Origin of the sequence: Halorubrum sp. PV6, from assembly GCF_003990725.2 — an archaeon.
Classification (GTDB): domain Archaea; phylum Halobacteriota; class Halobacteria; order Halobacteriales; family Haloferacaceae; genus Halorubrum.
The window spans coordinates 1259904-1282079 of the sequence record NZ_CP030064.1 but is presented as its reverse complement, the minus strand read 5'-3'; the positions used below and the strand labels follow the sequence as shown (position 1 = coordinate 1282079).

Annotated in this window: 20 protein-coding genes; 11 read left to right on the top strand and 9 right to left on the bottom strand. The window is 70.2% G+C overall.

Annotated features, from left to right (window positions below; genetic code table 11):
- Positions 1 to 49 precede the first annotated feature (49 nt).
- Positions 50 to 2140 carry a peroxidase family protein gene (locus DOS48_RS20135; RefSeq protein ID WP_127117447.1) on the bottom strand — a complete coding sequence of 697 codons (2091 nt, stop codon included), beginning with the start codon at positions 2138 to 2140 and terminating at the stop codon, positions 50 to 52.
- 151 nt (positions 2141 to 2291) lie between these two features.
- The gene (locus DOS48_RS20130; RefSeq protein ID WP_127117446.1) at positions 2292 to 3530 is read right to left on the bottom strand and encodes a mandelate racemase/muconate lactonizing enzyme family protein; all 1239 of its coding nucleotides are present in this window, start codon (positions 3528 to 3530) and stop codon (positions 2292 to 2294) included.
- A gap of 131 nt (positions 3531 to 3661) precedes the next feature.
- Between DOS48_RS20130 and DOS48_RS20125 the strand changes: the two genes are divergently transcribed.
- Complete coding sequence (locus tag DOS48_RS20125; RefSeq protein WP_127117445.1) at positions 3662 to 4132, top strand: TRAM domain-containing protein; 471 nt, start codon at positions 3662 to 3664, stop codon at positions 4130 to 4132.
- A gap of 21 nt (positions 4133 to 4153) precedes the next feature.
- Here DOS48_RS20125 and DOS48_RS20120 read toward each other — a convergent pair whose 3' ends face one another.
- Positions 4154 to 5263: a geranylgeranyl reductase family protein gene (locus DOS48_RS20120; protein ID WP_127117444.1), complete on the bottom strand. Its 1110-nt coding sequence runs from the start codon at positions 5261 to 5263 to the stop codon at positions 4154 to 4156.
- A gap of 48 nt (positions 5264 to 5311) precedes the next feature.
- Positions 5312 to 7492 (bottom strand): thioredoxin domain-containing protein, encoded by a 2181-nt coding sequence (locus tag DOS48_RS20115; protein WP_127117443.1) that lies wholly within the window; start codon positions 7490 to 7492, stop codon positions 5312 to 5314.
- A gap of 130 nt (positions 7493 to 7622) precedes the next feature.
- On the opposite strand from DOS48_RS20115, the gene purD reads away from it, so the two are divergent.
- Both purD and DOS48_RS20105 read left to right on the top strand, forming a co-directional pair.
- Positions 7623 to 8906 (top strand): phosphoribosylamine--glycine ligase, encoded by a 1284-nt coding sequence (gene purD, locus DOS48_RS20110; protein ID WP_127117442.1) that lies wholly within the window; start codon positions 7623 to 7625, stop codon positions 8904 to 8906.
- A 48-nt stretch (positions 8907 to 8954) separates the two neighbouring features.
- The gene (locus tag DOS48_RS20105) at positions 8955 to 9548 is read left to right on the top strand and encodes an acyltransferase (protein WP_127117441.1); all 594 of its coding nucleotides are present in this window, start codon (positions 8955 to 8957) and stop codon (positions 9546 to 9548) included.
- 62 nt (positions 9549 to 9610) lie between these two features.
- On the opposite strand, the gene DOS48_RS20100 is transcribed toward DOS48_RS20105, so the two are convergent.
- Entirely contained in the window at positions 9611 to 9928 is a 318-nt protein-coding gene (locus DOS48_RS20100) for a DUF5798 family protein (RefSeq protein ID WP_127117440.1), read from the bottom strand.
- 153 nt (positions 9929 to 10081) lie between these two features.
- Between DOS48_RS20100 and surE the strand changes: the two genes are divergently transcribed.
- Complete coding sequence (gene surE, locus DOS48_RS20095; protein WP_127117439.1) at positions 10082 to 10888, top strand: 5'/3'-nucleotidase SurE; 807 nt, start codon at positions 10082 to 10084, stop codon at positions 10886 to 10888.
- A 24-nt stretch (positions 10889 to 10912) separates the two neighbouring features.
- On the opposite strand, the gene grpE is transcribed toward surE, so the two are convergent.
- Positions 10913 to 11605, bottom strand: coding sequence for a nucleotide exchange factor GrpE (gene grpE / locus DOS48_RS20090; protein WP_127117438.1), 693 nt, complete (start codon positions 11603 to 11605; stop codon positions 10913 to 10915).
- 123 nt (positions 11606 to 11728) lie between these two features.
- Between grpE and DOS48_RS20085 the strand changes: the two genes are divergently transcribed.
- The 3 genes from DOS48_RS20085 (at position 11729) to DOS48_RS20075 (ending at position 15433) form a co-directional block, all read left to right on the top strand.
- Positions 11729 to 12670 (top strand): DUF1028 domain-containing protein, encoded by a 942-nt coding sequence (locus DOS48_RS20085; protein WP_127117437.1) that lies wholly within the window; start codon positions 11729 to 11731, stop codon positions 12668 to 12670.
- A 91-nt stretch (positions 12671 to 12761) separates the two neighbouring features.
- Entirely contained in the window at positions 12762 to 14603 is a 1842-nt protein-coding gene (gene menD / locus DOS48_RS20080) for a 2-succinyl-5-enolpyruvyl-6-hydroxy-3-cyclohexene-1-carboxylic-acid synthase (protein ID WP_127117436.1), read from the top strand.
- A gap of 77 nt (positions 14604 to 14680) precedes the next feature.
- On the top strand, positions 14681 to 15433 hold the full coding sequence (locus DOS48_RS20075) for a DUF2797 domain-containing protein (protein ID WP_127117435.1): 753 nt from the start codon (positions 14681 to 14683) through the stop codon (positions 15431 to 15433).
- Between the two features lie 21 nt (positions 15434 to 15454).
- Here the strand turns inward: DOS48_RS20075 and DOS48_RS20070 are convergent, their stop codons facing one another.
- Complete coding sequence (locus DOS48_RS20070; protein WP_127117434.1) at positions 15455 to 15796, bottom strand: ASCH domain-containing protein; 342 nt, start codon at positions 15794 to 15796, stop codon at positions 15455 to 15457.
- A gap of 188 nt (positions 15797 to 15984) precedes the next feature.
- Here DOS48_RS20070 and pyrB point away from each other — a divergent pair, with 188 nt between their 5' ends.
- From pyrB to DOS48_RS20055, 3 genes are all read left to right on the top strand, one after another.
- Positions 15985 to 16926: an aspartate carbamoyltransferase gene (pyrB, locus tag DOS48_RS20065; RefSeq protein WP_127117433.1), complete on the top strand. Its 942-nt coding sequence runs from the start codon at positions 15985 to 15987 to the stop codon at positions 16924 to 16926.
- On the top strand, positions 16923 to 17381 hold the full coding sequence (gene pyrI / locus DOS48_RS20060; protein ID WP_127117432.1) for an aspartate carbamoyltransferase regulatory subunit: 459 nt from the start codon (positions 16923 to 16925) through the stop codon (positions 17379 to 17381). The genes pyrB and pyrI overlap by 4 nt, the downstream gene beginning before the upstream one ends.
- 265 nt (positions 17382 to 17646) lie before the next feature.
- Positions 17647 to 18507, top strand: a complete 861-nt coding sequence (locus DOS48_RS20055) for a hypothetical protein (RefSeq protein ID WP_127117431.1) — start codon at positions 17647 to 17649, stop codon at positions 18505 to 18507.
- A gap of 250 nt (positions 18508 to 18757) precedes the next feature.
- On the opposite strand, the gene DOS48_RS20050 is transcribed toward DOS48_RS20055, so the two are convergent.
- Positions 18758 to 19804 carry a low specificity L-threonine aldolase gene (locus DOS48_RS20050; RefSeq protein ID WP_127117430.1) on the bottom strand — a complete coding sequence of 349 codons (1047 nt, stop codon included), beginning with the start codon at positions 19802 to 19804 and terminating at the stop codon, positions 18758 to 18760.
- 200 nt (positions 19805 to 20004) lie between these two features.
- Here DOS48_RS20050 and DOS48_RS20045 point away from each other — a divergent pair, with 200 nt between their 5' ends.
- Positions 20005 to 21531 carry a carboxypeptidase M32 gene (locus DOS48_RS20045; protein ID WP_127117429.1) on the top strand — a complete coding sequence of 509 codons (1527 nt, stop codon included), beginning with the start codon at positions 20005 to 20007 and terminating at the stop codon, positions 21529 to 21531.
- Between the two features lie 59 nt (positions 21532 to 21590).
- Here the strand turns inward: DOS48_RS20045 and DOS48_RS20040 are convergent, their stop codons facing one another.
- Positions 21591 to 22100 (bottom strand): hypothetical protein, encoded by a 510-nt coding sequence (locus tag DOS48_RS20040; RefSeq protein WP_127117428.1) that lies wholly within the window; start codon positions 22098 to 22100, stop codon positions 21591 to 21593.
- Positions 22101 to 22176: the final 76 nt, after the last annotated feature.

Sequence of the window (22176 nt, the reverse complement as noted above, 5' to 3'; positions counted from 1 at the left end):
CGTTTCCGTGGTCGAGGGCCCCCGGCGCCCGGGCGCGACGGCCGCCCCGTCAGTCGTACACCCGTCGCGTGCTGACCTCGCCGTCGGGCGTCAAGAGCGTCACCGCGTCGCCGTCGTCGTTGAGCGCCGCGGCCTCCCGACCGAGATGGATCTCGCCGGCGGAGTCGGTCCCGGCCCCAATCCGGATCGTGAGCGTCGCGCCGGGCGGAACCGTTTCCGCCGGGAGCGGGTCGCGTTGGCCGCCGAGATCGAGGACGTACCCGTCCAGGTCGACCGGGTCGTTCGCGTCGTTTCGAAGGGTCACCGACTCGTCGGTCGGGTCGTCCCCAGGGGCTGCGACGGGGTCGAGCGAGTCGATCACCAGCCCCTCGGGACGCGCCTCCTCGGCGAACGCGGTCAGGTCGGCGAGCGTGTACCCCCCGGTGGGGACGAGCCGGGGGAGCGACGGCTCCCACCCGTCCGGCGCGGCGTTCGGGTACGCGGTCTCGTTGCGTTCGACGAGCCCGATCAGCGTCTCGGCAACGATCCGGCTCCCGACCGCCCCCAACCGCTCGCCGTCCTGCTGGTAGCGCGCCTCGTCGAGGATGTAGTACCACAGCGGGGCGTCGGGGTCCGCCCCCCGACCGTGCCGCCGAAGGGTCTGCATGACCCCCGACTCCTCGCCGAACTCCTCGTTGCGGATCGGGTCGATCCCCATCCGGCGGGCCACGTCCTGTCCGGCCGGGAGCCCTAGCGCCTCCCCCCGAAGCAGGTTCCGCACGGCGAGCGAGTCCTCCCCGGCCATCGGCAGGTTGAACAGCGCCGGCGGGAGCAGCGCATCGATCTTGCGAGACCGCTGGTACGCCCCGTCGCCCGTGTCGAGCAGGCGGGTCCAGTCGACGGTCACCTCGTAGCGGACGGGGCCGAACCCGCGGAGGTTCGGCGACTCGTTCGGCTCCGAGGGGAACAGCGGCACGTTCCCGGACCGGTCGTTCACGTCGTACGCGTCGCGGATCATGCTGTGACCGAACCGATAGGCCGCGCCGGCGAACTCGACGGCGATAGCGACCTGCGACCCCTCCGGAAGGAAGAACCGTCGGCCGTTCCGTTCGACGTCGTCGAGGACGTACTCGTCGCAGATCTGCGGGAGGAAGTCGTGGCGGACGATCCACTGGTAGTGCCATCTGACGAGCCGCTGGGCCGCTTCGAGCACGGTCTCGTCGGACGCGACGAGCGACGACCCCGGTCCGCGGAGGTGGTCGACGACGCGGTTGTGGAAGTTCACGAACGCGAGTTGGAGCTGCGAGACGAGGACGGTCTCGTCGTTCCGCGGATCGCCGATCAGCGCGAACCCCTGCTCGTTCCGTTGCAAGTCAGTCCCCGGAAGCCCGTCCGGGCGGTCCGGGGCACCCTCCGCCTCACCGGTGATCAGGTGCGCCTCGTCGCTGTCGTGGTCGTACAGGAACGGCGCCGTCTCGCTCCCGTGGCGGTAGACCGAGTCTAAGTCGAGCGCCGGCGTCCGGAAGTTGCGCAGCGCCGCGGGGTCGTTTCGCCGATCGATGTCGGAGGTCGGATCGAAGGTGATGTCGTGATCGACGAACTGCCCGAAAATCCCGTATGCGGCCGGCGTCTCGGCATCGCCGACCGGGTCGTCGGGCGACTCCATCATCGGCGCACCGTCGGCGGCGGGGGCGTCCGTTTCCCCGTCGGCTCCCCCGAGGGTCCGGATCAGGTCCTCGCTCCGGTCGTACGTGTCGAGTTCGGGGAACTGCGTGTAAAACCGGTGACTCCGGACGGCTCCGGCGCGCGTGCACGCGGCCTCGTTCATCCCGCGATGTTCCGTTCCCCCGTGAGGCGTCCCGCGGCGCTCGCTCACGGTGAGCCGAATCGTCTCCCTGCCATCCGCGGGCCGCTCGCGGCGCCGGATCGACTCCTCGCTACCGCCTCGCATCGGGTCTCGAACCGTGAACGAGACCGCTTCGACGTCGACGCCGCCGTCGGCCTCGATGACGAACAGTCCGTCGTCGTCCGTGGTCCCGTGGCCGACCGGACCGCTCGCGTCGCTCCGGTCGTCCCGTCGTTCACCGATGACGATTCGCCCCGCTAGCGGCCGATCGCTCCCGGAGACGACCCGACCGACCAAGTTGTCATTCCCCACCATGGGGAAAGTCAACACGCGTCAATGATAAAATGATTAATAAATGAACTTTCAACGAATTTATCCTGCAGCGACCGCCGGTTCCGCGACCTCCGGGCGCCAGACTGCCGCCGTCTCCGGGCGGCCTACGGCTCGCGTATAAAAGGCGTTCTGCTTACGCTTCGTCGAAGAGGGTCTCGCCGTCGACCATGTGCTCCTCGACGGCGTCCATGTCGAGCGTCAGGCCGAGACCGGGCTTCTCCGGCACCTCGATGTAGCCGTCCTCGATGACGTCCTCCTCGACGAGGTCCTCCCACCAGCCCAGCTCGTAGGAGTGGTACTCGATGGCGAGCGAGTTCGGGATGGAGGCGCCGACGTGGGTCGCCGCCATCGTCGCGATGGGCGACGCGACGTTGTGCATCGCGACCGGGACGTAGTACTGGTTCGCTACGTCCGCGATCTTGCGGGTCTCGCGCATCCCGCCGACCTTCGGCAGGTCGGGCGCGACGATGTCGACCGCCTGGCTCTCGATGAGCCGGCGCAGTTCGGTGACGCGGTAGCGGTTCTCGCCGACCGCGATGGGCGTGACGGTGTTTTTCGTCACTTCCTCCTGCACTTCGAGGTTCTCCGGCGGCACGGGGTCTTCGAGCCACCACACGTCGTACTCCTCGATGGCGTCCGCGAGGCGCTTCGCGGAGCCGCCCGAGAACGTCCAGTGGCAGTCGAAGGCCACGTCGGCCTTGTCCTTGACGCGCTCGGTGACCGTCTCGACTATCTCCGCCTTGTGGCGGATCTCGCCGGGGCGAAGGTGGCGGTTCGCGCGGTCCTTCTCGAAGCCCGAGGGGACGTCGAGGTCGAACTTCAGCGCGTCGTAGCCGAGTTCGTCGACGACGCGCTCTGCCTCGTCGGCGCAGGCCTCGGGGTCCGCCTCCTCTTCGGTGTGGCAGTCGCAGTAGACGCGCATCTCGTCGCGGTACTTCCCGCCGAGCAGCTGGTAGGCGGGCACGTCGAGGATCTTGCCGGCCACGTCGTGGAGGGCGACCTCGATCCCCGAAATCGCCGTGACGGTGACGCCCTCGACGGAGCCCTCGCCCGACATCTTCTGGATGAGATGCTCGTAGAGGCGGTCGATGTCGAGCGGGTTCTCCCCGATCACGAACGGCTTCATGCGCTCGATGAGCTCCGGGACGCCCGCGCCCCAGTAGGCTTCGCCGGTGCCGACGACGCCCGCGTCGGTGTACACGCGGACCAGCGTCCACGGGAAGTTCCCGTCGACCATCGTCGTCTGCACGTCAGTGATCTCGACGTCGCGGCCGCCGCCCCGCGACCCCGTGGTCCCCATCGTCTCTGCGGAGAGTTCTCGCATCGTGTACTCCGCGTTCGGGTCGTGGAGCGACTCGTAGTTTCGGCTCATGGCTCTCGATTTATTCGGAACAGGGTAAACGTTTATGTTCCTTCGGGGGCCGACTCACGTCCGCCTCAGCGCCTGCCACGAGGGCTCGCCCGAATAGGGACCTTTTCATTGTCGTACTCGCAAGTAGCGGCATGGTCGAACTCACGGATTCGCTGAAGTGTCTCTTTACCGGCACCGTCGAAGAGCGGGGAGACGATCACGTCGTCCGAATCCCCGCCACGGAGATCGAACACGGCACGGTCGAGGCGGGAGGATCGTACCGCGTCGCGCTCATCAAACGCGAGGACGGCACGGAGGCCGCGAGCGTCGCCGTCGACGGCGAGTCCAGCGCACGGAGCCAGTCCGTCTCCGAGAACGGCGACCGCGGGAGCCGCGCGTCCACGACCCGAGAGACGACTCGCGGGGCGTCGGGGCCCCCGGTCTCCGAGGGCGACGTGCGAGAGGTCACGATCGAGACCCTCGGCGACAAAGGCGACGGGATCGCGAAGATCGAACGCGGCTACGTCGTCATCGTCCCGGACTCCGAGCCGGGCGACGAGCCGATCGTGAAGATCACGAGCGTCCGCGAGAACGTCTCGTTCGCGGAAGTCGTCGAAACGTAACGGAAGGGCTCCCCGAGAGCGCTACCGCGGCGCGTCCTCGGGCGTCGTTCGCGAGAACAGCTTCTTGAGGTGCGCCGGCGAGAAGAACGAACTCGGCCGGTCCATGTGGACGCCGATCTCTCCCGACAGCGCCCACAGTCCCGCGCGCTGGACCGGCTCCGGAAGCGAGTAACACCGCCGGACGGCCGAGCCGAGCCGGATCTCCATTTCGAGCGCGTCGCGCCACCCCGCCTCGTAGTCGGCGAGCGTCGCGGGGTCCGTCGGGTCGATCGTCTCTGCCGCCACGTCGGCCGCGGTCATCCCGTACAGGATGCCGCCGCCGGTGAACGGCTTCGTCTGTGCCGCCGCGTCGCCGATCAGGAACGCCCGGTCGGTCGTGACCCGGTCCGGCGGCCCGACCGGGATCGCGCCCGAACAGAACCGGTCCGTGGTCACGTCGTAGGCGTCGGTGAGCCGGTCGAACATGGCCGACACGTCGTCGCTCGGCGGCGCGGCGAGGCCGTACTCGACGCCGGCCGGGCCGCGGGGGATCCGCCACGCGAAGAACGTCGGCGCGGTGAGGTGAACGTCCACGAGGTCGCCGTCATCGGGCGCGTCGTCGAAGGCCAACACGCCGTGGAGCAGTTCGTCCGGTTCGGGCAGATCGAGCGACCGCCGGACGCGCGAGGTCGGCCCGTCGCAGCCGGCGAGCATCCGCGCCTCGACCTCCTCGACGTCGCCCCCCGGCGTCTTCACCTCGACGACGACGCGATCCGGTCGCTCCTCGACGCCGACAACGGTATGATTCTCCCGCACGTCGGCGCCCGCGTCGCGCGCGAGGTCGGCGAGGGTCCGGTCGAGTCCGACGCGGTCGATGACGTTCGAGACCGGCTCGGTCTTATAAAACGGGTACGCCCGCGACGCCGGCCCGCCGACGTGGAAGCGCGCGCCGTACACCCGGTTCTGGAGCAGTTCCTCGCGGGCCTCGTCGGGCACGTACTCCCACACGTCGTCCGAGACGTGACCGGAGCAGGCGAGGGGGGTCCCAACGGTCCCCTTCTCGAAGGCGACGACGTCGCGGCCGGCCTCGGCGGCGCGCCGGGCGAACCGCGACCCCGGCGGGCCGGCACCGACGACGACGAAATCGTGCATACCGGTAGATTGCGACCCGGAGGTATAATTGCGACGCGGTCCGCCTCGCTACGCCGACCGGCGTCGGTCCGCCAGCCACTCCAAGGCCGCGTCGAGGTCGGTCTCCGGCGGCGAGCACGTCCGCCCCTCGCAGACGTAGGCGGTCGGCTCGCCGTCGACCGCGTCGCGGTCGGCCCAGATCGGCGGGGCCTCTGACAGCCCGAGTCGGTCGAGCCACGCCGTCAACCCGTCCTCCGTCGGCGGGCGCGGGGCGACGAGCGCGCCGGGCAGGTAGCGCTCGCCGAGCGTCTCGCGCCACGCGTCGGGGACCCCGTCGGCGGCGACGGTGACTTCGATTCCCCCAGTGGCGACGCGGTCGGCGGCGCGCACGAGGGAGACGTGCTCCAGCGGGCTGGCGCGGATCCGGTCGGCGTGGGTCGTCACAACCGTCTCCGCGACCGACGCGAACTCCCGGTCGGTCCGGAAGCCGTCGACGAGCGCGAGCGTCTCGGCCGCCACGCCGAGGCTCGACGGCGTCGACCGGTCGGTGAACTCCTGCGGCCGGGCGAAGAGCGTGTCGTCGCCGTGGTCGCCGTGGGCCGCGGGGTCGCGGGTGAAGTAGATCGTCCCGTCGTCGGCGTCGTAGAAGTCGGCGACGATCGTCTCGGACAGGTCGAGCGCGAAGCCGAGCGCGTCCGGGTCGCCGGTGGCCGAGTACACGTCGAGCGCGCCGCGAGCGAGGAACGCGTAGTCGTCGAGGTACCCCGGCCCGCGGACGTCGCCGTCCAGCCAGCGCCGCGCGAGCGCGCCCGTCTCCTCGTCGTACAGGCGGTCGCGACAGAACGCGAGCGCCTCGCTGGCGATGTCGGCGTACGGTTCGCCGAGGACGCGGCTCGCGGCGGCGAACGCGGAGATCGCTCGCCCGTTCCACGACGCGAGCACCTTCTCGTCGCGGGCGGGGCGCGGCCGCGACTCGCGCGCCTCGAACAGTGCGACGCGGGCCGCCGTGAGCGCCTCTCGAACCGATTCGGGTGACATGTCGTGCGCCTCCGCGAGCTCCGCGATCGACGCCGCGACCGTGAGGACGGTCGTGCCGCGCTCGAAGTTCCCGCCGGACTCGATCCCGAACCGGTCCTTCGCGAGCGACGCCGCGGGCTCGTCGAGGACTTCGTCGACTTCAGACGGCGTCCAGACGTAGAACGCGCCCTCCACGTCGGCGTCCCCGCCCCCTCGGCTCGCCGGGGGGCGACTCCGTGCGTCGAGCGTGCTGAAGAAGCCGCCGTCGTCGTGGCGGAGCTCGCGGTCGAGGAAGCCGAGGGTCTCGCTCGCGACGCGGGCGTAGGTGGGGTCGCCCGTCAGTTGGTACCCGTCGAGGTACGCCAGCGGCAGCTCCGCGTTGTCGTACAGCATCTTCTCGAAGTGGGGGACCGTCCACTGGCGGTCGACCGCGTACCGGTGGAACCCGCCGCCGACCTGGTCGTACATTCCGCCGGCGGCCATCCCGTCGAGGGTCCCCGTCGCGGCCGCGAGGACGGCGTCGCGGCCGTTCTGCGCGTACGCTCGCAGGAGGACGTCGATCCGGCCCGGCATCGGGAACTTCGGGCCCCCGCTGCCGAAGCCGCCGTACGAGTCGTCGTAGCCCCGGACCGCGGCGGCCGCGGCCTCGTCGAGGAGGTCGGAGCCGGGGGCCTCCGCGTCGTCGCCGGCGGGTTGGGATGGGACCGATTCCAACTCGTCGCGGGCGCTCGTCGTCCACTGGTCCGCGCGCCGGCGCATCTCCTCGCGCTGTTCGGGGTCCGCCCACGAGTCGGCGATGCGCTCACAGAGGTCGCGGAACCCCGGCTGGTTCTGGCGCGGCTCCGGCGGGAAGTAGGTACCCACGTAGAACGGCTCTCCCTCGGGGGTACACCACGCGGAGAGCGGCCACCCGCCGCCCCCGGTGACGAGCTGTGAGACGGTCATGAAGGTGCTGTCGACGTCGGGGCGCTCCTCGCGGTCGACTTTGACCGGGACGAACTCGTCGTTGAGCACGGCGGCGAGCGACTCGTCTTCGAAGCTCTCCTCGGCCATGACGTGACACCAGTGACACGAGGAGTAGCCGATGGAGACGAACACCGGCACGTCGTGCTCGCGGGCGCGCTCGAACGCCTCGTCGCCCCACGGCTGCCAGTTGACGGGGTTGTCGGCGTGCTGCTGGAGGTACGGGCTCGCCTCCCCATCGAGGCGGTTCCGTTCGGTCGGCTGTGACATAGGGCCGATTCGGCCCGGCGCGGCAAAAACCCGTCTCACGAGCGCCGCCGCGAGCGCATATCCAAGATAGTGGATATTCGGCTGTAGAAAGAAAGCAAAGTTTACACTACCGTGCAGTTATCGGTCGCACATGACGGAGACCGTACTCCTGGTGGGGGGCGGCGGGCGCGAACACGCCATTGCCCGCGCCGTCGCCGACGACTGTGCGCTGTACGCCTGCGCGAGCAACCGCAATCCGGGAATTCGACGCCTCGCCGACGGGTTCGAGACGATAGACGAGACCGACGCCGAGGCGGTCGCCGACTACGCGACCGCGGTCGGCGCGGACATCGCCGTGATCGGCCCGGAGTCCGCGCTCGCGGCGGGCGTCGCCGACGCGCTCGACGCGGCCGGCGTGTACGCGTTCGGCCCGCAGGCCGAGGAAGCGCGACTGGAGACGGATAAAGCGTTCCAGCGCGAGTTCATGGAGGAGGCCGAGATCCCCGGCTGTCCCGACTACGCGGTGTTCGACGACATCGAGGCCGCCTGCGACTACATCGACGACTACGAGGGCGACCTCGCCGTGAAGCCGGTCGGACTCACCGGCGGCAAGGGCGTGAAAGTGATGGGCGATCAGGTGGACGCCGAGGGCGCGAAGGCGTACCTCCGCGACTCCGACTACGAGCGCGTCGTGCTCGAAGAGCGACTCGTCGGCGAGGAGTTCACGATTCAGGCGTTCGTCGCCAACGGCGACGTGCGGACGACGCCCGCGGTCCAGGACCACAAGCGCGCCTACGAGGGCGACGAGGGGCCGAACACCGGCGGGATGGGGTCGTACTCGGACACGGGCCTTTCGCTTCCCTTCATGGCCGAGGGCGACTACGAGGCCGCCGTCGCGGTGCTGGACGCGGTCGTCGAGTCGCTCCCCGACTACAAGGGCGTCCTCTACGGCCAGTTCATGCTCACCGACGAGGGGCCGAAGGTCGTCGAGTTCAACGCGCGCTTCGGCGACCCGGAGGCGATGAACACGCTCCCGGCCTTGTCGACGCCGTTCGTGGACGTGCTCACGGCCGCGCGCGACGAGGACCCGCTCCCCGAACTCGGCTTCTCCGGCGAGGCGACGGTCTGTAAGTACGCCGTCCCGGACGGCTACCCGGTCGACCCCGACGCGGGCGCGAAGATCGCGGTCGACGAGGAGAGCGTCGGCGACGCGCTCCTCTACTACGCCAGCGTCGACGAACGGGACGACGGCCTGTACACGACCACCTCGCGGGCGTTCGCGGTCGTCGGCCGCGGCGACTCCATCGCCGCCGCGGAGGCGCAGGCCGAAGACGGTCTCTCGGCCGCCGGCGACCGAGTCCGGATCCGCCACGACGTGGGGAAAGCCGACCTCGTCCAGCGCCGGATCGACCACATGGCCGAGATCCGCCGGTAACCCGCCTCGGCAGCGACCCTTTTACCGGCGCCGCCCGAACGACCCTCCGTGACTCACGACGACGGGCGGTCCGACGCCGCCGCAACCGACAAGGAGGCCCCCGGCGGCGCCCGGACCGACAGACTGGAGCGACACCGGACCGGCGGCGCGCGCAACTCGCTGTGGTCGTGGCCGGACGCGAAGTCGCCGCTCGTCGTCGTTCGCAACTACGTCGTCATCGTCCTCGCGCGGATCTGCCCGAGCCTCGCGCTGAAAAACTGGCTGCTCAGTCGGATCGGCGTCACGGTCGGCACCGGCGTCGCGTGGGGGTTAGAGTCGACGCCGGACGTGTTCTGGCCCGAGCGGATCACGGTCGGCGACCACGCGATCATCGGTTACGACGCGACGCTGCTCTGTCACGAGTTCCTCCGCGACGAGTACCGCCTCGGCGACGTCGTCGTCGAGGCGGGCGCGATGATCGGGGCCGGCGCGGTCGTCCTGCCGGGCGTGACGGTCGGCGAGGGCGCGCAGGTGGCCGCGAACTCGCTCGTCGCCGACGACGTGCCCCCGGACACGACGGTCGCGGGCGTGCCGGCCGAGGTCGTCTCGCGGGCGAAAGAAACGACCGACGCCGGCGACGAGTCCGACGAGTCCGACGAATAAGCACCACCGCACCGACGCGAACGCGACCGAGACGCCCCGACCGATCGGACGCTGCGCGCGTCTTACTGTTCGCCGCTCTCGCCGCCGGACTCGGCGGTCGCGTCCGCGCCGTCGCCGTCCGTCGCCGCCGCCTCGGCGTCGGTGATGTGCGCTTCCGTGCTCACGCTCTCCAAGTCGACGCCGACCCCGCGAGCGACAGCGTCGAGGACGGCGCGCTGTTCGGCCATCTCGTTTTCGAGCAGTTGGACTCGCTCGGAGGTCTCAACGACGGTCGACTGGGTGGTCTCGACCTCCTCGCGAAGTTCGTTGATCTTCTGGTACGTGCGCTCCGCCTTGTCGGCGAGCGTCTGAATCTTTTTTGCCGTGTCCCCGAATCCCATACCGGGCGATCGGACCGGTGGTACGTGGGCCTTTCCGTTCGGAACGGGGGCGTCGCGCGGCCGGCGGTTCGGAACGGGAGCGGCGCGCGGCCGGCGACTCGCCGCGTCGCCTCGCGACGGTGGACTTTTGCCCGAACCGCCCGAACAGATCGTATGAGTGTCGAACGCGTATTGTTGACGAACGACGACGGCATCGACGCCGCCGGTATCAGGGCGCTCTACGAGGGCCTGTCGGCCGACTACGACGTGGTCGCGGTCGCACCCACCGACGACCAGTCTTCGACCGGGCGCACCCTCTCGGACGGCGTCGATGTCGCGGAACACGAGCTGGGGTACGCCGTCGACGGCACCCCGGTCGACTGCGTGGTCGCGGGGCTCGACGCGCTGGTCCCGGACGCCGACATGGTCGTCGCCGGCTGTAACGAGGGCGCGAACCTCGGGGCGTACACCCTCGGACGCTCCGGAACCGTCTCCGCCGCGGTCGAGGCCGCCTTCTTCGGCGTGCCCGCGGTCGCGGCGTCGATGTACGTGCCCGGCGGAGACGACTGGTGGAAACGGGAGTTCTCGCCGCCCGAGTTCGCGAATGCGACGCGCGCGACCCGATTTTTGATTCGGGAGGCGACCGCGGCCGGCGCGTTCGAGCGCGTCGACTATTTAAATATCAACGCGCCGATCACGGAGGGCGACGACGAGGCGGCGGCGCCGATGCGCGTCACCGACCCCTCGCCGTGGTACGGGATGGAGGCGGCTCACGACGGGAACGGGCGCGTCACCTTCTCGGACCCGATCTGGGGGAAGATGAACGCGGAGGACGTACCGGACCCGGTCGGGACCGACCGCCGCGCGGTCGTCGACGGCGAGGTCTCCGTCTCGCCGCTGTCCGTGCCACACGAGACGGCCCCGGACGCGGACCTCGACGAGTTGGCGGCGGCGTACGGCGGCGTGACCGACAGCGCGTAGCCGACGCCGACTGAGAAATTCGGGTTACTCGTCGTCGCTGACGGTGACTTTCGCTTCCCTGATCACGCGGTCGCCCATCTCGTAGCCCGGTTCGTACACCTCGTGAACGGTGCCCGCGGGGCGGTCGCTCTCGACGCGCAACATCACCTGATGGCGGGCCGGGTCCACGTCCTCGCCCGGATCGGGTTCGATCGGCTCGACGCCCTCGTCGGCCAGCACCTCGTCGAACTTCTCCAGCGTCGACTCGACGCCGGGGCGGAGGTCGCTGCCCGCCTCCTGGTCGAGCGCACGCAGGAGGTCGTTGCGGACCGGGGTGATGCGCTCGACGAGCTGCTCAGAGGCGCGCTCGCGGATCTCGTCTTGCTTGCGTTTCGCGCGCTGTTTGTAGTTGCTGAAGTCGGCTTTGACCCGCGCCAGTTTGCTGGTAAGCTCCTCGTTTTCCGCCTCGGCGTCTAACAGTTCGTCGCGCGTCTCGTCGAGTTCCGCCTCCAGGGCCGCGACTTCCCGCGCGAGCGCCTCGTCGTGCTCGGCGACGGCGGCGGCGAGCGCCTCGCGGTCGTCAGCGATATCCTTGACGCCGGCTTCGTCCTCCGCGCCGGCGCCCTCGTCGCTCGGTTCTTCTGTCGCCGCGTCCGCGGTGCCGTTCGTTCGCGCCGCGTCGCTCGCGGCGTCGTCGGGGGACTCGACCTCGACGTCGACGGCGTCGTCGTCGCTCATGTCCAATAGAAGTCGGTCGGCGGGCATAAGCGTTGCAGAACGGAACGGACGCGCGGGCGAGGCGGCCCGAACCGGGGCGACCCGACCGGATTTATGCCGCCCGCGCCCGACGGTCCGAACCGTATGCCAGTCCGCCCCTCGACCTTCTCGATCGTCGCGCGCGACCCGGAGACCGACGCCGTCGGCGTCGCGGTCCAGTCGAAGTTCGTCGGCGTCGGCGCCGTCGTCCCGTTCGCGAGCGCCGACGCCGGCGCGATCGCCACCCAGAGCTACGCGAACGTCGCGTACGGACCCGACGGACTCGACCTCCTGCGCGAGGGCGACGACGCCCCCGCGGTCGTCGAGCGGCTCACCGACGAGGACGAGGAGGCGCCCTCGCGACAGGTCGGCGTCGTCGGCGCCGACGGCTCGGTGGCGGCGTTCACCGGCGACGAGTGTCACGACCACGCCGGCGACCGGCAGGGCGACCACTACACCGTCCAAGGTAACATCCTGGAGAACGCCGCCACCCTCGACGCGATGGCGGAGACGTTCGAGGCGACCGACGGCGGCCTCCCCGAACGGCTGATCGCGGCGCTCCACGCCGGCAACGAGGCCGGCGGCGACAAGCGCGGCGAGCAGTCGGCGGCGCTGTACGTCGCCAAGCCGGAGGGCGGCTACGACGGGCGCAACGACCGGTGGGTCGACGTGCGCGTCGACGACCACGAGGCGCCGATCGACGAGTTAGAGCGGGTGTTCAAGCTGTACGACGTGACCCTGCTGGAGCGCGAGTCGCCCGACGAAACCCGGGAACTGACCGGCGAGACCGCGGCGGCGGTGTCGGCCGCGCTCGTCGACCTCGGGTACCTCGACGCGGGTGAAGTCGGGGCGGGCGACGACGCGGCGTTCGGCGACGCCGAGCGCGACGCCCTGGAGACGTTCCGCGGGATGAACAACTTCGAAAACCACCCCGTCCCCGTGCTGGAGGACGCGCTCGCTCGCGGGTGGGAAGCGGCGGAGGGCGACGGGGAAGACCGCCTCGTCGACGCGGTGTGGCACGGGCTCTCGCGGCTGGACCGGCGGTGAGCGGCACCGGGGAGGCGCGGCCGCCGCCGTCCCCAGTCCCGACGCGCCCGACCCGCGGGAGTATTTAAATCCCGACCTCCAATCGGTCGTAATGACCGCGCCGAACCGGAACACGCTGTGGGCGCGCGCCCTCGTCGACGAGCTCGTCGCCGCGGGCGTCGACGCCGTCGTCGCCTCGCCCGGAAGCCGCTCCACGCCGCTGACGATGGCCGCCGCGCGCAACGACGAGCTACGAGTGTTCTCCCAGTTGGACGAGCGCTCGGCCGCCTACTTCGCCTTAGGCCGCGCGCGCCGGACCGGGACGGTGACGCCGCTTATCTGTACCTCCGGCACCGCCGCCGCCAACTACCACCCGGCCGTGATGGAGGCGAGCGAGGCCCGCGTCCCGCTGCTCGCGCTCACGGCCGACCGACCGCCGGAACTGCGCGACTCGGGCGCGAACCAGACCGCGGACCAGGAGAAGCTGTACGGCGACGCCGTCCGGTTTTATAAGGACCTCCCGGAGCCGGCGCCGAACGACCGGGCGCTGCGCTCGCTTCGGACCACCGTCGCGCGCGCCGTCGGGACCGCCGAGGGCGCCGACCCCGGACCCGTCCACCTCAACGTCCCATTTAAAAAGCCGCTGGAGCCGACGCGGGTGGCCGACGACGTGCCGGCCGACCTCGACCCGTCCGCCGAGCGCGGCCGCGACGGCGCCTACGTCGACGTGACACCCGGATCGCCGTCGCCGGGCGACGACGAGCTCCGGCGGCTCGCAAACGCGCTGTCGACGACCGAGCGCGGCCTGATCGTCGCCGGCCCCGCGGACCCGCCGGGGCTCGACGCCGAGGCGATCACGGCGCTGTCGCACGCGACGGGGTTCCCGATCCTCGCCGACCCCCTCTCCGGGGTCCGATTCGGCGGGCACACCCGCGTCGCGCCCGTGATCGGCGCCTACGACGCGTACCTCTCGGCGGCGGTCGCCGGCGAGTCGCACGGCTGGACCGACCCCGAACTCGTCGTCCGACTCGGCGCCTCCCCCACCTCGAAGCGACTCCGGAAGTACCTCGCCGGAACCGACGCCGACCAGTACCAGGTCGACCCCGCGGGTCGCTGGCGCGAAGCAGAGTTCGCGGCGACGGATCTGGTCGTCGCCGAGCCGAGCCGCCTCTGTGCCCGCCTCTCTCGGCTCGTCGCCGGCGGTGACGGCGACGGCGACTGGCGCGCGCAGTGGGAGGCTGCCGACCGCACCGCGGCGGCGATCCACGGGCGAGACGCGGACGCCGAAGCGACGGACGACCCCTTCCCCTTCCACGAGGGCGACGCGCTCCGGGTCGTCGCCGACGCGCTCCCCGACCCCGCGACGCTCTTCGTCTCCAACTCGATGCCGGTCCGCGACCTGGACCGCTTCGTTTCCCCCACGACGACGAGCGTCACCGCGCTCGGCAACCGCGGCGTCTCCGGGATCGACGGGATCGTGTCCAGCGCGCTCGGCGCCGGCTCCGCGACGACCGACGACCTCACGCTCGTCGTCGGCGACCTGGCCCTCTACCACGACTCGAACGGCCTGCTGGCGCTCGACCGGTGCGACGTCGACGCGACGGTCGTCCTGATCAACAACGACGGCGGCGGCATCTTCCACAAGCTCCCCATCGAGTCGTTCGAGCCGGAGTTCACGGAGGCGTTCAAGACGCCGCACGGGATCGAGTTCGAGCCCCTGGCCGACTTACACGGGCTGGCGTACGCCCGCATCGACGCGCGACCGGACGCCGAGGGCGCGGCGACGGCCCCGACGGCGACGGCCGACGCGCTCGCCGACGCGCTCACCGAGGCCCGCGAGACGCCCGGCTCGCACCTGATCGAAGTGCGCACGGACGCCGAGCCGAGCCATCGCACCCGCGAGCGCCTCGAAGCGGCAGTCGAGCGCGCGGTTCACGGCGACCCGGCGGAGTAGCGTGTCGCGGCGGACGGCGCCGACCGGACGCCCGGTGCGACGACGCGCCTAAGTCGGCGCTCCGCGTAGTGACACCCGTGCAAGTCGTCGGCTACGAGTCGGGCGAGGGACTCCACGTCGCCAGCGGCGGCGCGGTCGAGTTCGTCGAAGCGACGCCCGGCACCGAGTTGGCGTTCGGGCTCGGCGACCGCCGCTGTGCGGGAACGGTCCACGACGGTCGCCATATCGCCTGCGACGCCGCCGACGCACCCTACTGCGACGCGCACAGCCACGTCTGGGTGTGTGCCCGCTGTACGGGGACGTGTTTAAAAGACGAGATGGACTGTCACGAAGAGCACGCGGTGTACCTCGCCGGCTTCGCGCCCGACGTGTGGAAGGTCGGCGTCACCCGCCTGTGGCGGCTCGAAACCCGGCTTCGCGAGCAGGGAGCCGACCGCGCCGTCCACATCCGGACCTACCCGGACGGGCGCGTCGCCCGCGAGGTTGAGGCCGAACTCGCCGCGCGCGACGACCTGGTCGACCGCGTCCGCGTCCCGACGAAGATCGCCGGCTTCGGTCGCGACGTGGACCGAGCCGGGTGGGAGCGGTTGGTAGACGCGTTCGACCCGATCGAACGGTTCGCGTTCGACGACGGGGTCACGCTCGAAGACCGGCCCGTCACGGAGACGATGGCGGCCGGCACGGTGCGCGGGTGGAAGGGGCGCGTGTTGCTGTTAGCCCGCGGCGGGTCGACGTACGCCGTCGACGCCAGGGAGCTGGTCGGCTACGAGCTCACCGAGGCGGTGCCGGACCGCGAGCTGCAGTCGAGCCTCGGCGCGTTCGGGGAGTGACGCCCGGCGCGTCGAACCGCCTCACTCTACCCGTGCGAACTGGTGTCGCACCACGTCGGCGTCGTCGTCCCACTCGAAGTTGCCGCCGTGCGCCTCGACCATCCGCTCTTTGTACGCCGCCAGCGACGGCGACCCCTCCCGCTTCGCGTCCTCGTCGGTCATGTCGCCGAGTTTGCGTTCGGTCACCTCGGTGAGTTCGAAGGTTACGCCGTCGATGTCGAAGGTGTCGCCTTCCTCGCCGTACCGGTTCCCGCGGTGCAGTTGGGTCACGTCGCCGGAGAGGGCGGCCTGTTTCACGCGGTCGTTCGGGAGCAGGTCGGCCGGGTCGTTGGCGGACGCGTCCGCCGGGTCGCTCTCGCTCATACCCCTCCGTTGGTCGCGGATCGGTTTATAAGCGCGGTCGGTGCGGCGCGGGCGCACGGCGCGTGGTGACGGGCCGCGCGTTCTGCGAATCTCGAAGGCGTCTCCCGCGCTCGTGATCACGGACGTGAACACCCTCGCCGGCGGCCGAGCCGAGGGATTCAAGATACTGCCGACCCCCTTCTCCGACGATGCGTCAGGACCACCTCATCACCGCGACACAGCTCTCGCGGGATGACATCGAGGCGGTGCTCGACCGGGCCCGCGAGGTCGCCGACGACCCGGCTGCCTTCGCGGACCGGCACGCCGGGCGCGTGCTCGCGCTCTGTTTTTTCGAACCGAGCACGCGCACCCGGATGAGTTTCGATAGCGCGGCCAAACGCCTCGGGATCGAGACGGTCGACATGGGCGATGTCGACTCCTCGTCGGTCTCGAAGGGAGAGTCGCTCTCCGACACCGTCCGCGTCATCGAGGGCTACGCGGACGCCCTGGTGCTCCGCCACCCGAGCGAGGGCGCCGCGACGCTGGCCGCCGAACACGTCTCCGTCCCCGTCGTCAACGCCGGCGACGGCGCGGGCCAGCACCCCTCACAGACCCTCCTGGATCTCCACACCATCCGCGAGAACCACGGGCTCGACGACCTCACGGTCGGTATCATGGGCGACCTGAAGTACGGCCGTACGGTCCACTCGCTCGCGGCCGCGCTCACCGAGTTCGACGCCAACCAGCACTTCATCAGTCCCGAGTCGCTGCGGCTCCCCCGGTCGGTCCGGTTCGACCTCCACGAGACCGGCGCGCAGGTGCGCGAGCACACCGACCTCGAAGCGGTACTCGAAGAGCTCGACGTGCTGTACGTCACCCGGATCCAGAAGGAGCGATTCCCGGACGAAAACGAGTACCACCGCGTCGCCGGCGAGTACCAGATCGACGCCGAGACGCTCGAAGACGCCGCCGACGATCTCACCGTGATGCACCCGCTCCCGCGGGTCGACGAGATCGCCCCCGACGTCGACGAGACCGACCACGCGACGTACTTCGAGCAGGCGCACAACGGGATTCCGGTGCGGATGGCGCTGCTCGACACCCTCTTGGAGAACGCTGAGGCCGCCGAGGGGACGGAGGTGGACCGATGAGCGAGCACGAACTCCGCGTCTCGAAGATCCGTGACGGCACCGTGATCGACCACGTCGAGGGCGGACAGGCGCTCAACGTCCTCGCGATTCTCGGCATCGACGGCTCCGAGGGGTACGGCGTCTCGGTCGGGATGAACGTTCCCTCGGACAGGCTCGGTCGCAAGGACATCGTGAAAGTCGAAGAGCGAGAGCTCTCGCAGTCGGAGGTCGACGTGCTCTCGCTCATCGCGCCCGAGGCGACGATCAACATCGTCCGCGACTTCGAGGTGGTCGAGAAGAACCGCGTCACCCGCCCGGACAGCGTCGAGGGCGTCCTCTCCTGTCCGAACCGGAACTGCATCACCAACGCCGGCGAGCCGGTGGACACCCGGTTCGACGTGGTCGCGGACGGCGTCCGCTGTGACTACTGCTCGACGATCCTGCGCGCGGACATCGCCGATCACATCGACGTGTGAGTCGGTCGGCGTCGCGGTCGCGACGGCGGCCCGCGTTGGCTCCGGTAACTTTTAGCGCCCGCCCCGCGTTATGTCGAATATGAGCAAGAAAGTGAAGCTCGTCGTGGTCCTGTCGCTGGTCGCACTCGCGTACTTCCTGTTCGCCGGCGACAAGGAGCCGGTAACGGTCGAGTAAGGTCCCACGGCCCCGCCGCACCGTTCGCCGACCGCCTCCCGCGGGCGCGGATGCCCGCCGTTTTTATCCGTCAGTCACGTAGCGACAGCCATGTACGGGGTCGTCACGCGCAACGCCGACGAGGTCGAGATGGAGCCGTTCGACCTCGGCTTCTACGAGGTGAAAGACGTCACGGGGCGGTCTGCCGCCCCGCTGCCGAACGCCGTGAACATGGTGTCGTGTTTCGGCGACAACGCCGCGGCGGGGGAGAACCCCGACCTCGTGCCGGTCGACGAGCGCGGCGAGCCGGCGACCCGCGACCGCGACTACTTCGACTGGGCGTACATCTGCCCGACCCACCCGGAGTACCGCGCGGGACTGTTAGAGATCATCGAGGACTGCGCGGCCGAAAACGGCGACGTGCGACTCGACGACGTGGGGTTTCCCCGCGAGGGGTTCTGTCACTGCGAGCGCTGCGAGCGACTGTTCGCCGAGAGCGACCGCGACGACTGGAGCGACTGGCGCGCCGACGTCATCACCGAGTTCGTCGCCGAGGCCGCCGACCGGATCCCCGGTCGCGTGTTGCTGACGCTGTACCCGGACCCGTACCCCGACCACCTGCGGGCGCGGGCGGGCCTCGACCTCGACCGGCTGGCCGACCACGTCGACGAGTTCGTGGTCCCGCTGTACGACACGGAGTACGCCACCACCTACTGGCTGGAGACCATCGCCCGCGGGTTCCGGTCTCGGCTCGGCGGCGACTACGACGTCCACGGCGCGCCGCCGGAGACGCCGTTCTCGCTCGAACTGTACGCGGTCGACGTCGCCGTCGACGACCTCATTCACGCCACGGAGGTCGCCGAGACGTACGCCAAAGACGTGTTCTTCGGGTACGACGCCAACAACGCGGCCGCCGCGCTCCGCCGGAAGGACGCCGACGAGCGCGACGGGGAAGTTCACCGGCCGGAGTGACCGCGGTAGTATCGCCCGCTCGCACTCAACAACCGGGGGAGCCGCATGAACGAGGGTTTAAATACCCGAGCGGTCGACGTTCACTCGACCGGCCGCCGGTGTGCGACACAACTGGTCGTCTCGCGTTCGCGCGGGGCGGTCACCTTTCAACGTCCGCACCGTAGCGGCGGTCGCCTTACACCGCTGAGCCGTCGGATCGTCGCTCGGTCGGTCGAAAGTCAAGCCACGCAGCTGCGGGTGTCTCCGGCGCTTACGCCAGCGACGCGAGCGCGTCGCCGATCCGGTCGACGGCGTCCGCAACGTCCGCGTCGTCGACGTCGAGGTGGGTGGTGAACCGCGTCGTGTACTCGTCGAACTCCACGCAGCCGACGCCGGCGTCTTTACACGCCGTCACGAGGTCGGCCGCCTCGACGCCAGCCGCGTCGGTGTGGGCGACGACGATGTTCGTGTCCGGTTCGGGCGCCGTGACGCCGCTCAACGCGTCGAGGCCGGCGGCCAGTCGCTCGGCGCTCGCGTGGTCCTCCGCGAGTCGGTCGACGTTCTCCAACGCGCGGAGACCGGGTGCGGCGATCATCCCCGCCTGCCGCATCCCGCCCCCGAACAGTTTCCGGACGCGCCGCGCCTCGTCGACGAACGCCTCGTCGCCGGCGAGGATCGAGCCGACGGGCGCGCCGAGCCCCTTCGAGAGACAGAACGTGACGCTGTCGACGGGCGCGACGATCTCGCTCGCGTCGACGCCGAGCGCGACGGCCGCGTTGAACACCCGTGCGCCGTCGAGGTGAACCGGCACGTCGGCGTCGCCGGCGACCGCCGCGGCCGCCTCTATCTCCTCGACCGGGACCGCGACCCCGCCGCGGTAGTTGTGGGTGTTCTCAAGCGACAGGAGACCGGTGCCGGGGCGGTGTAAGTCCTCGCTCACGAGCCCGGCGGCGACCGCGTCGGGAGTCGGGACGCAGCGCCCGCCCGCGTCGATCGTCCGTGTCTGGACGCCGGAGAGCTTCGCGGCGCCGGCGAGCTCCCAGCGGTAGATGTGTGACTCCCGTTCCAAGAGGAGCTCTTGGCCCGGTTCGGTGTGGACGTGGACCGCGATCTGGTTCGCCATCGTCCCCGAGGGGACGTACAGCGCCGCCTCGGTGCCGACCGCCTCGGCTGCGCGCCGCTCTAGCTCGTTGACCGTGGGGTCGTCGCGATACACGTCGTCGCCGACCTCGGCGGTCGCGGCCGCCTCGCGCATCGCCTCGGAGGGCGTGGTGACGGTGTCGGATCGCAGGTCGATGGTGTCCTCGTCGATCTCCATTCGTTGCCGGCGGTTCGGCGGCCGGGCGGAAATAGGTCGCGCTCGGGGCGGTGCGGCCGGGGGTTTCAGATCGGCGGCCGGGGGTCTCGGATTAGCGGCCGGGGCCCGAGACCGCCCGTCAGTGTCGCGTGCCCCCAGCCGGTCGGCGGGCGGTCGCCGGCTCCGGTCCCTTCTTAACTCGCGCGGCCGATCGTAGAGGTATGACAGCGGAAGCAGCGGCCGACGAGACGGCGGAGGCCCCCGACGCGTACGAAGCCCTCCTCGACCGAGTTCGCCGATGGAACACGGTCGGGAGCGCCGCCGGCGTCCTCGGGTGGGATCAGCAGGTGATGATGCCCGAGGGGGGCACCCCCGCGCGGTCGAAACAGCTCTCGACGCTCTCGTCGATCCGCCACGACATGGTCACGGACGAGGAGACCGGCGCCCTCCTGACCGAACTCGCCGACGCCGACCTCACCGACGAGCAGGCGGCGGTCGTCCGCGAGATCCGTCGCGACTACGAGCGCGCCGACGCCGTCCCCGTCGAACTCGTCGAGGAGATATCCGAGACCAGCAGCGAGGCGCTGCAGGCGTGGGAGGCCGCGAAGGCCGACGACGACTTCGAGGCGTTCGCGCCGCACCTGGAGAAACACGTCGAACTGCAGCGCGAGTACGCCGAACACATCGACCCCGACAGAGACCCCTACGAGGTCCTCTTCGAGGAGTTCGAGCCGTGTCTCTCGATGGAACGAACGGAGGAGATACTGGCGGAACTCCGCGAGACGCTCGTCCCCATGATCGACGCGATCCGCGAGTCGGACGCCGACCTCGCCGTCGACACCTTCGAGGGTACCTTCCCCGAGGACGACCAGGAGGCGCTCGCCCGCGACGCCCTCGAACTGGTCGGGTACGACTTCGACCGCGGCCGCCTCGACGTCTCCTCGCACCCGTTCACCGCAGGCAACCAGTTCGACTGTCGCGTGACCACCCGGTTCGACGAGTCGGACCCGCTGGGTGCCGTCGGCTCGACGATCCACGAGTTCGGCCACGCGCAGTACAACCTCGGGCTTCCGCAGGAGCAGTTCGGAACGCCCCTCGGCGAGTCGCGCGACCTCTCGGTCCACGAGTCGCAGTCGCGGCTCTGGGAGAACCACGTCGGTCGCAGCCGGGCGTTCTGGGAGCGCTTCCTGCCGGTCTTCCAGGAGCACTTCCCGCAGACCGACGACGCGACCGTCGAGGACGCCTACCAGGCGTTCAATCAGGTCCACGAGGACAACCTCATCCGGGTCGAGGCCGACGAGCTCACCTACCACCTCCACATCGTCGTCCGGTTCGAGATCGAACGCGACCTGGTCCGCGGCGACCTCGCGGTCGAAGACGTGCCCGAGGTCTGGAACGACAAGTACGAGCAGTACCTCGGAATCCGTCCGGAAACCGACAGCGAGGGCTGCCTACAGGACATCCACTGGAGCCACGGCAACTTCGGCTACTTCCCCACCTACTCGCTCGGCTCCGTGATGGCCGCCCAACTGTTCGACGCCGCCGAGAGCGAGATCGACGACCTCGACGCGAAGATCGCGGCGGGCGACTTCGACGACCTCCAAGCGTGGCTCAACGAGAACGTTCACGAACACGGCGCTCGCTACGAGACGAACGAGCTCGTCGAGCGCGCGACCGGCGACCCGTTCTCGGCCGACGCGTTCACCGACTACGTCGAGAGCAAGTACGGCGACCTGTACGATTTATAAGCGCGACAACGACGGCCCGGCGGACGCGAGCGGAACGACCGGGTCGCCGCGCCCGCCGCTCACCCCAGCCGAAGCCCGGTCATCAGCACGATGATTCCGAGCATGACGGCCGCCTCGAACAGGCCGACGACGAGGTTCGTCTTCTCGATGGATTCGAGCCGTTCGGGGTCCGGCTCCTCGCGGCGGCTCTCGTAGTAGGCGCGCAGGTGGATCCGGTTCGGCACGACGAGTCCGAAGGCGAACAGCCCCCACCCGACGCCCAGCGAGAGCGTCGGCCAGCGCCCCGAGAACCCGTAGCCGAGACCGAGGTCGCCGGAGAGCAGCAGCGTCCCGGAGAGGACCGTGGTCAGCGAGAACCCGAGGAGGAAGAAGACGACCTTCGGCGTGAGCGCGGTCGTCACCGCGGACGCGGTCTCGCGGTCGAGGCCGCCGAGCGTCGGCCCGATGACCGCCGGGAAGATCAGCGCGAACCCGAACCACACCGCGCCGGCGGCGACGTGGGTATAAAAGAGCAGCCGCGGCGAGGTGTTGGAGCCGCTCGCCGATCGGACGCTCTGTGACGCGACCATGCTCGTGACTCACAGCCATGGATGGCAGACATGTAGAATATTTATTAATAGTTTCGGCGGCGAGCGGTCGCTTCGG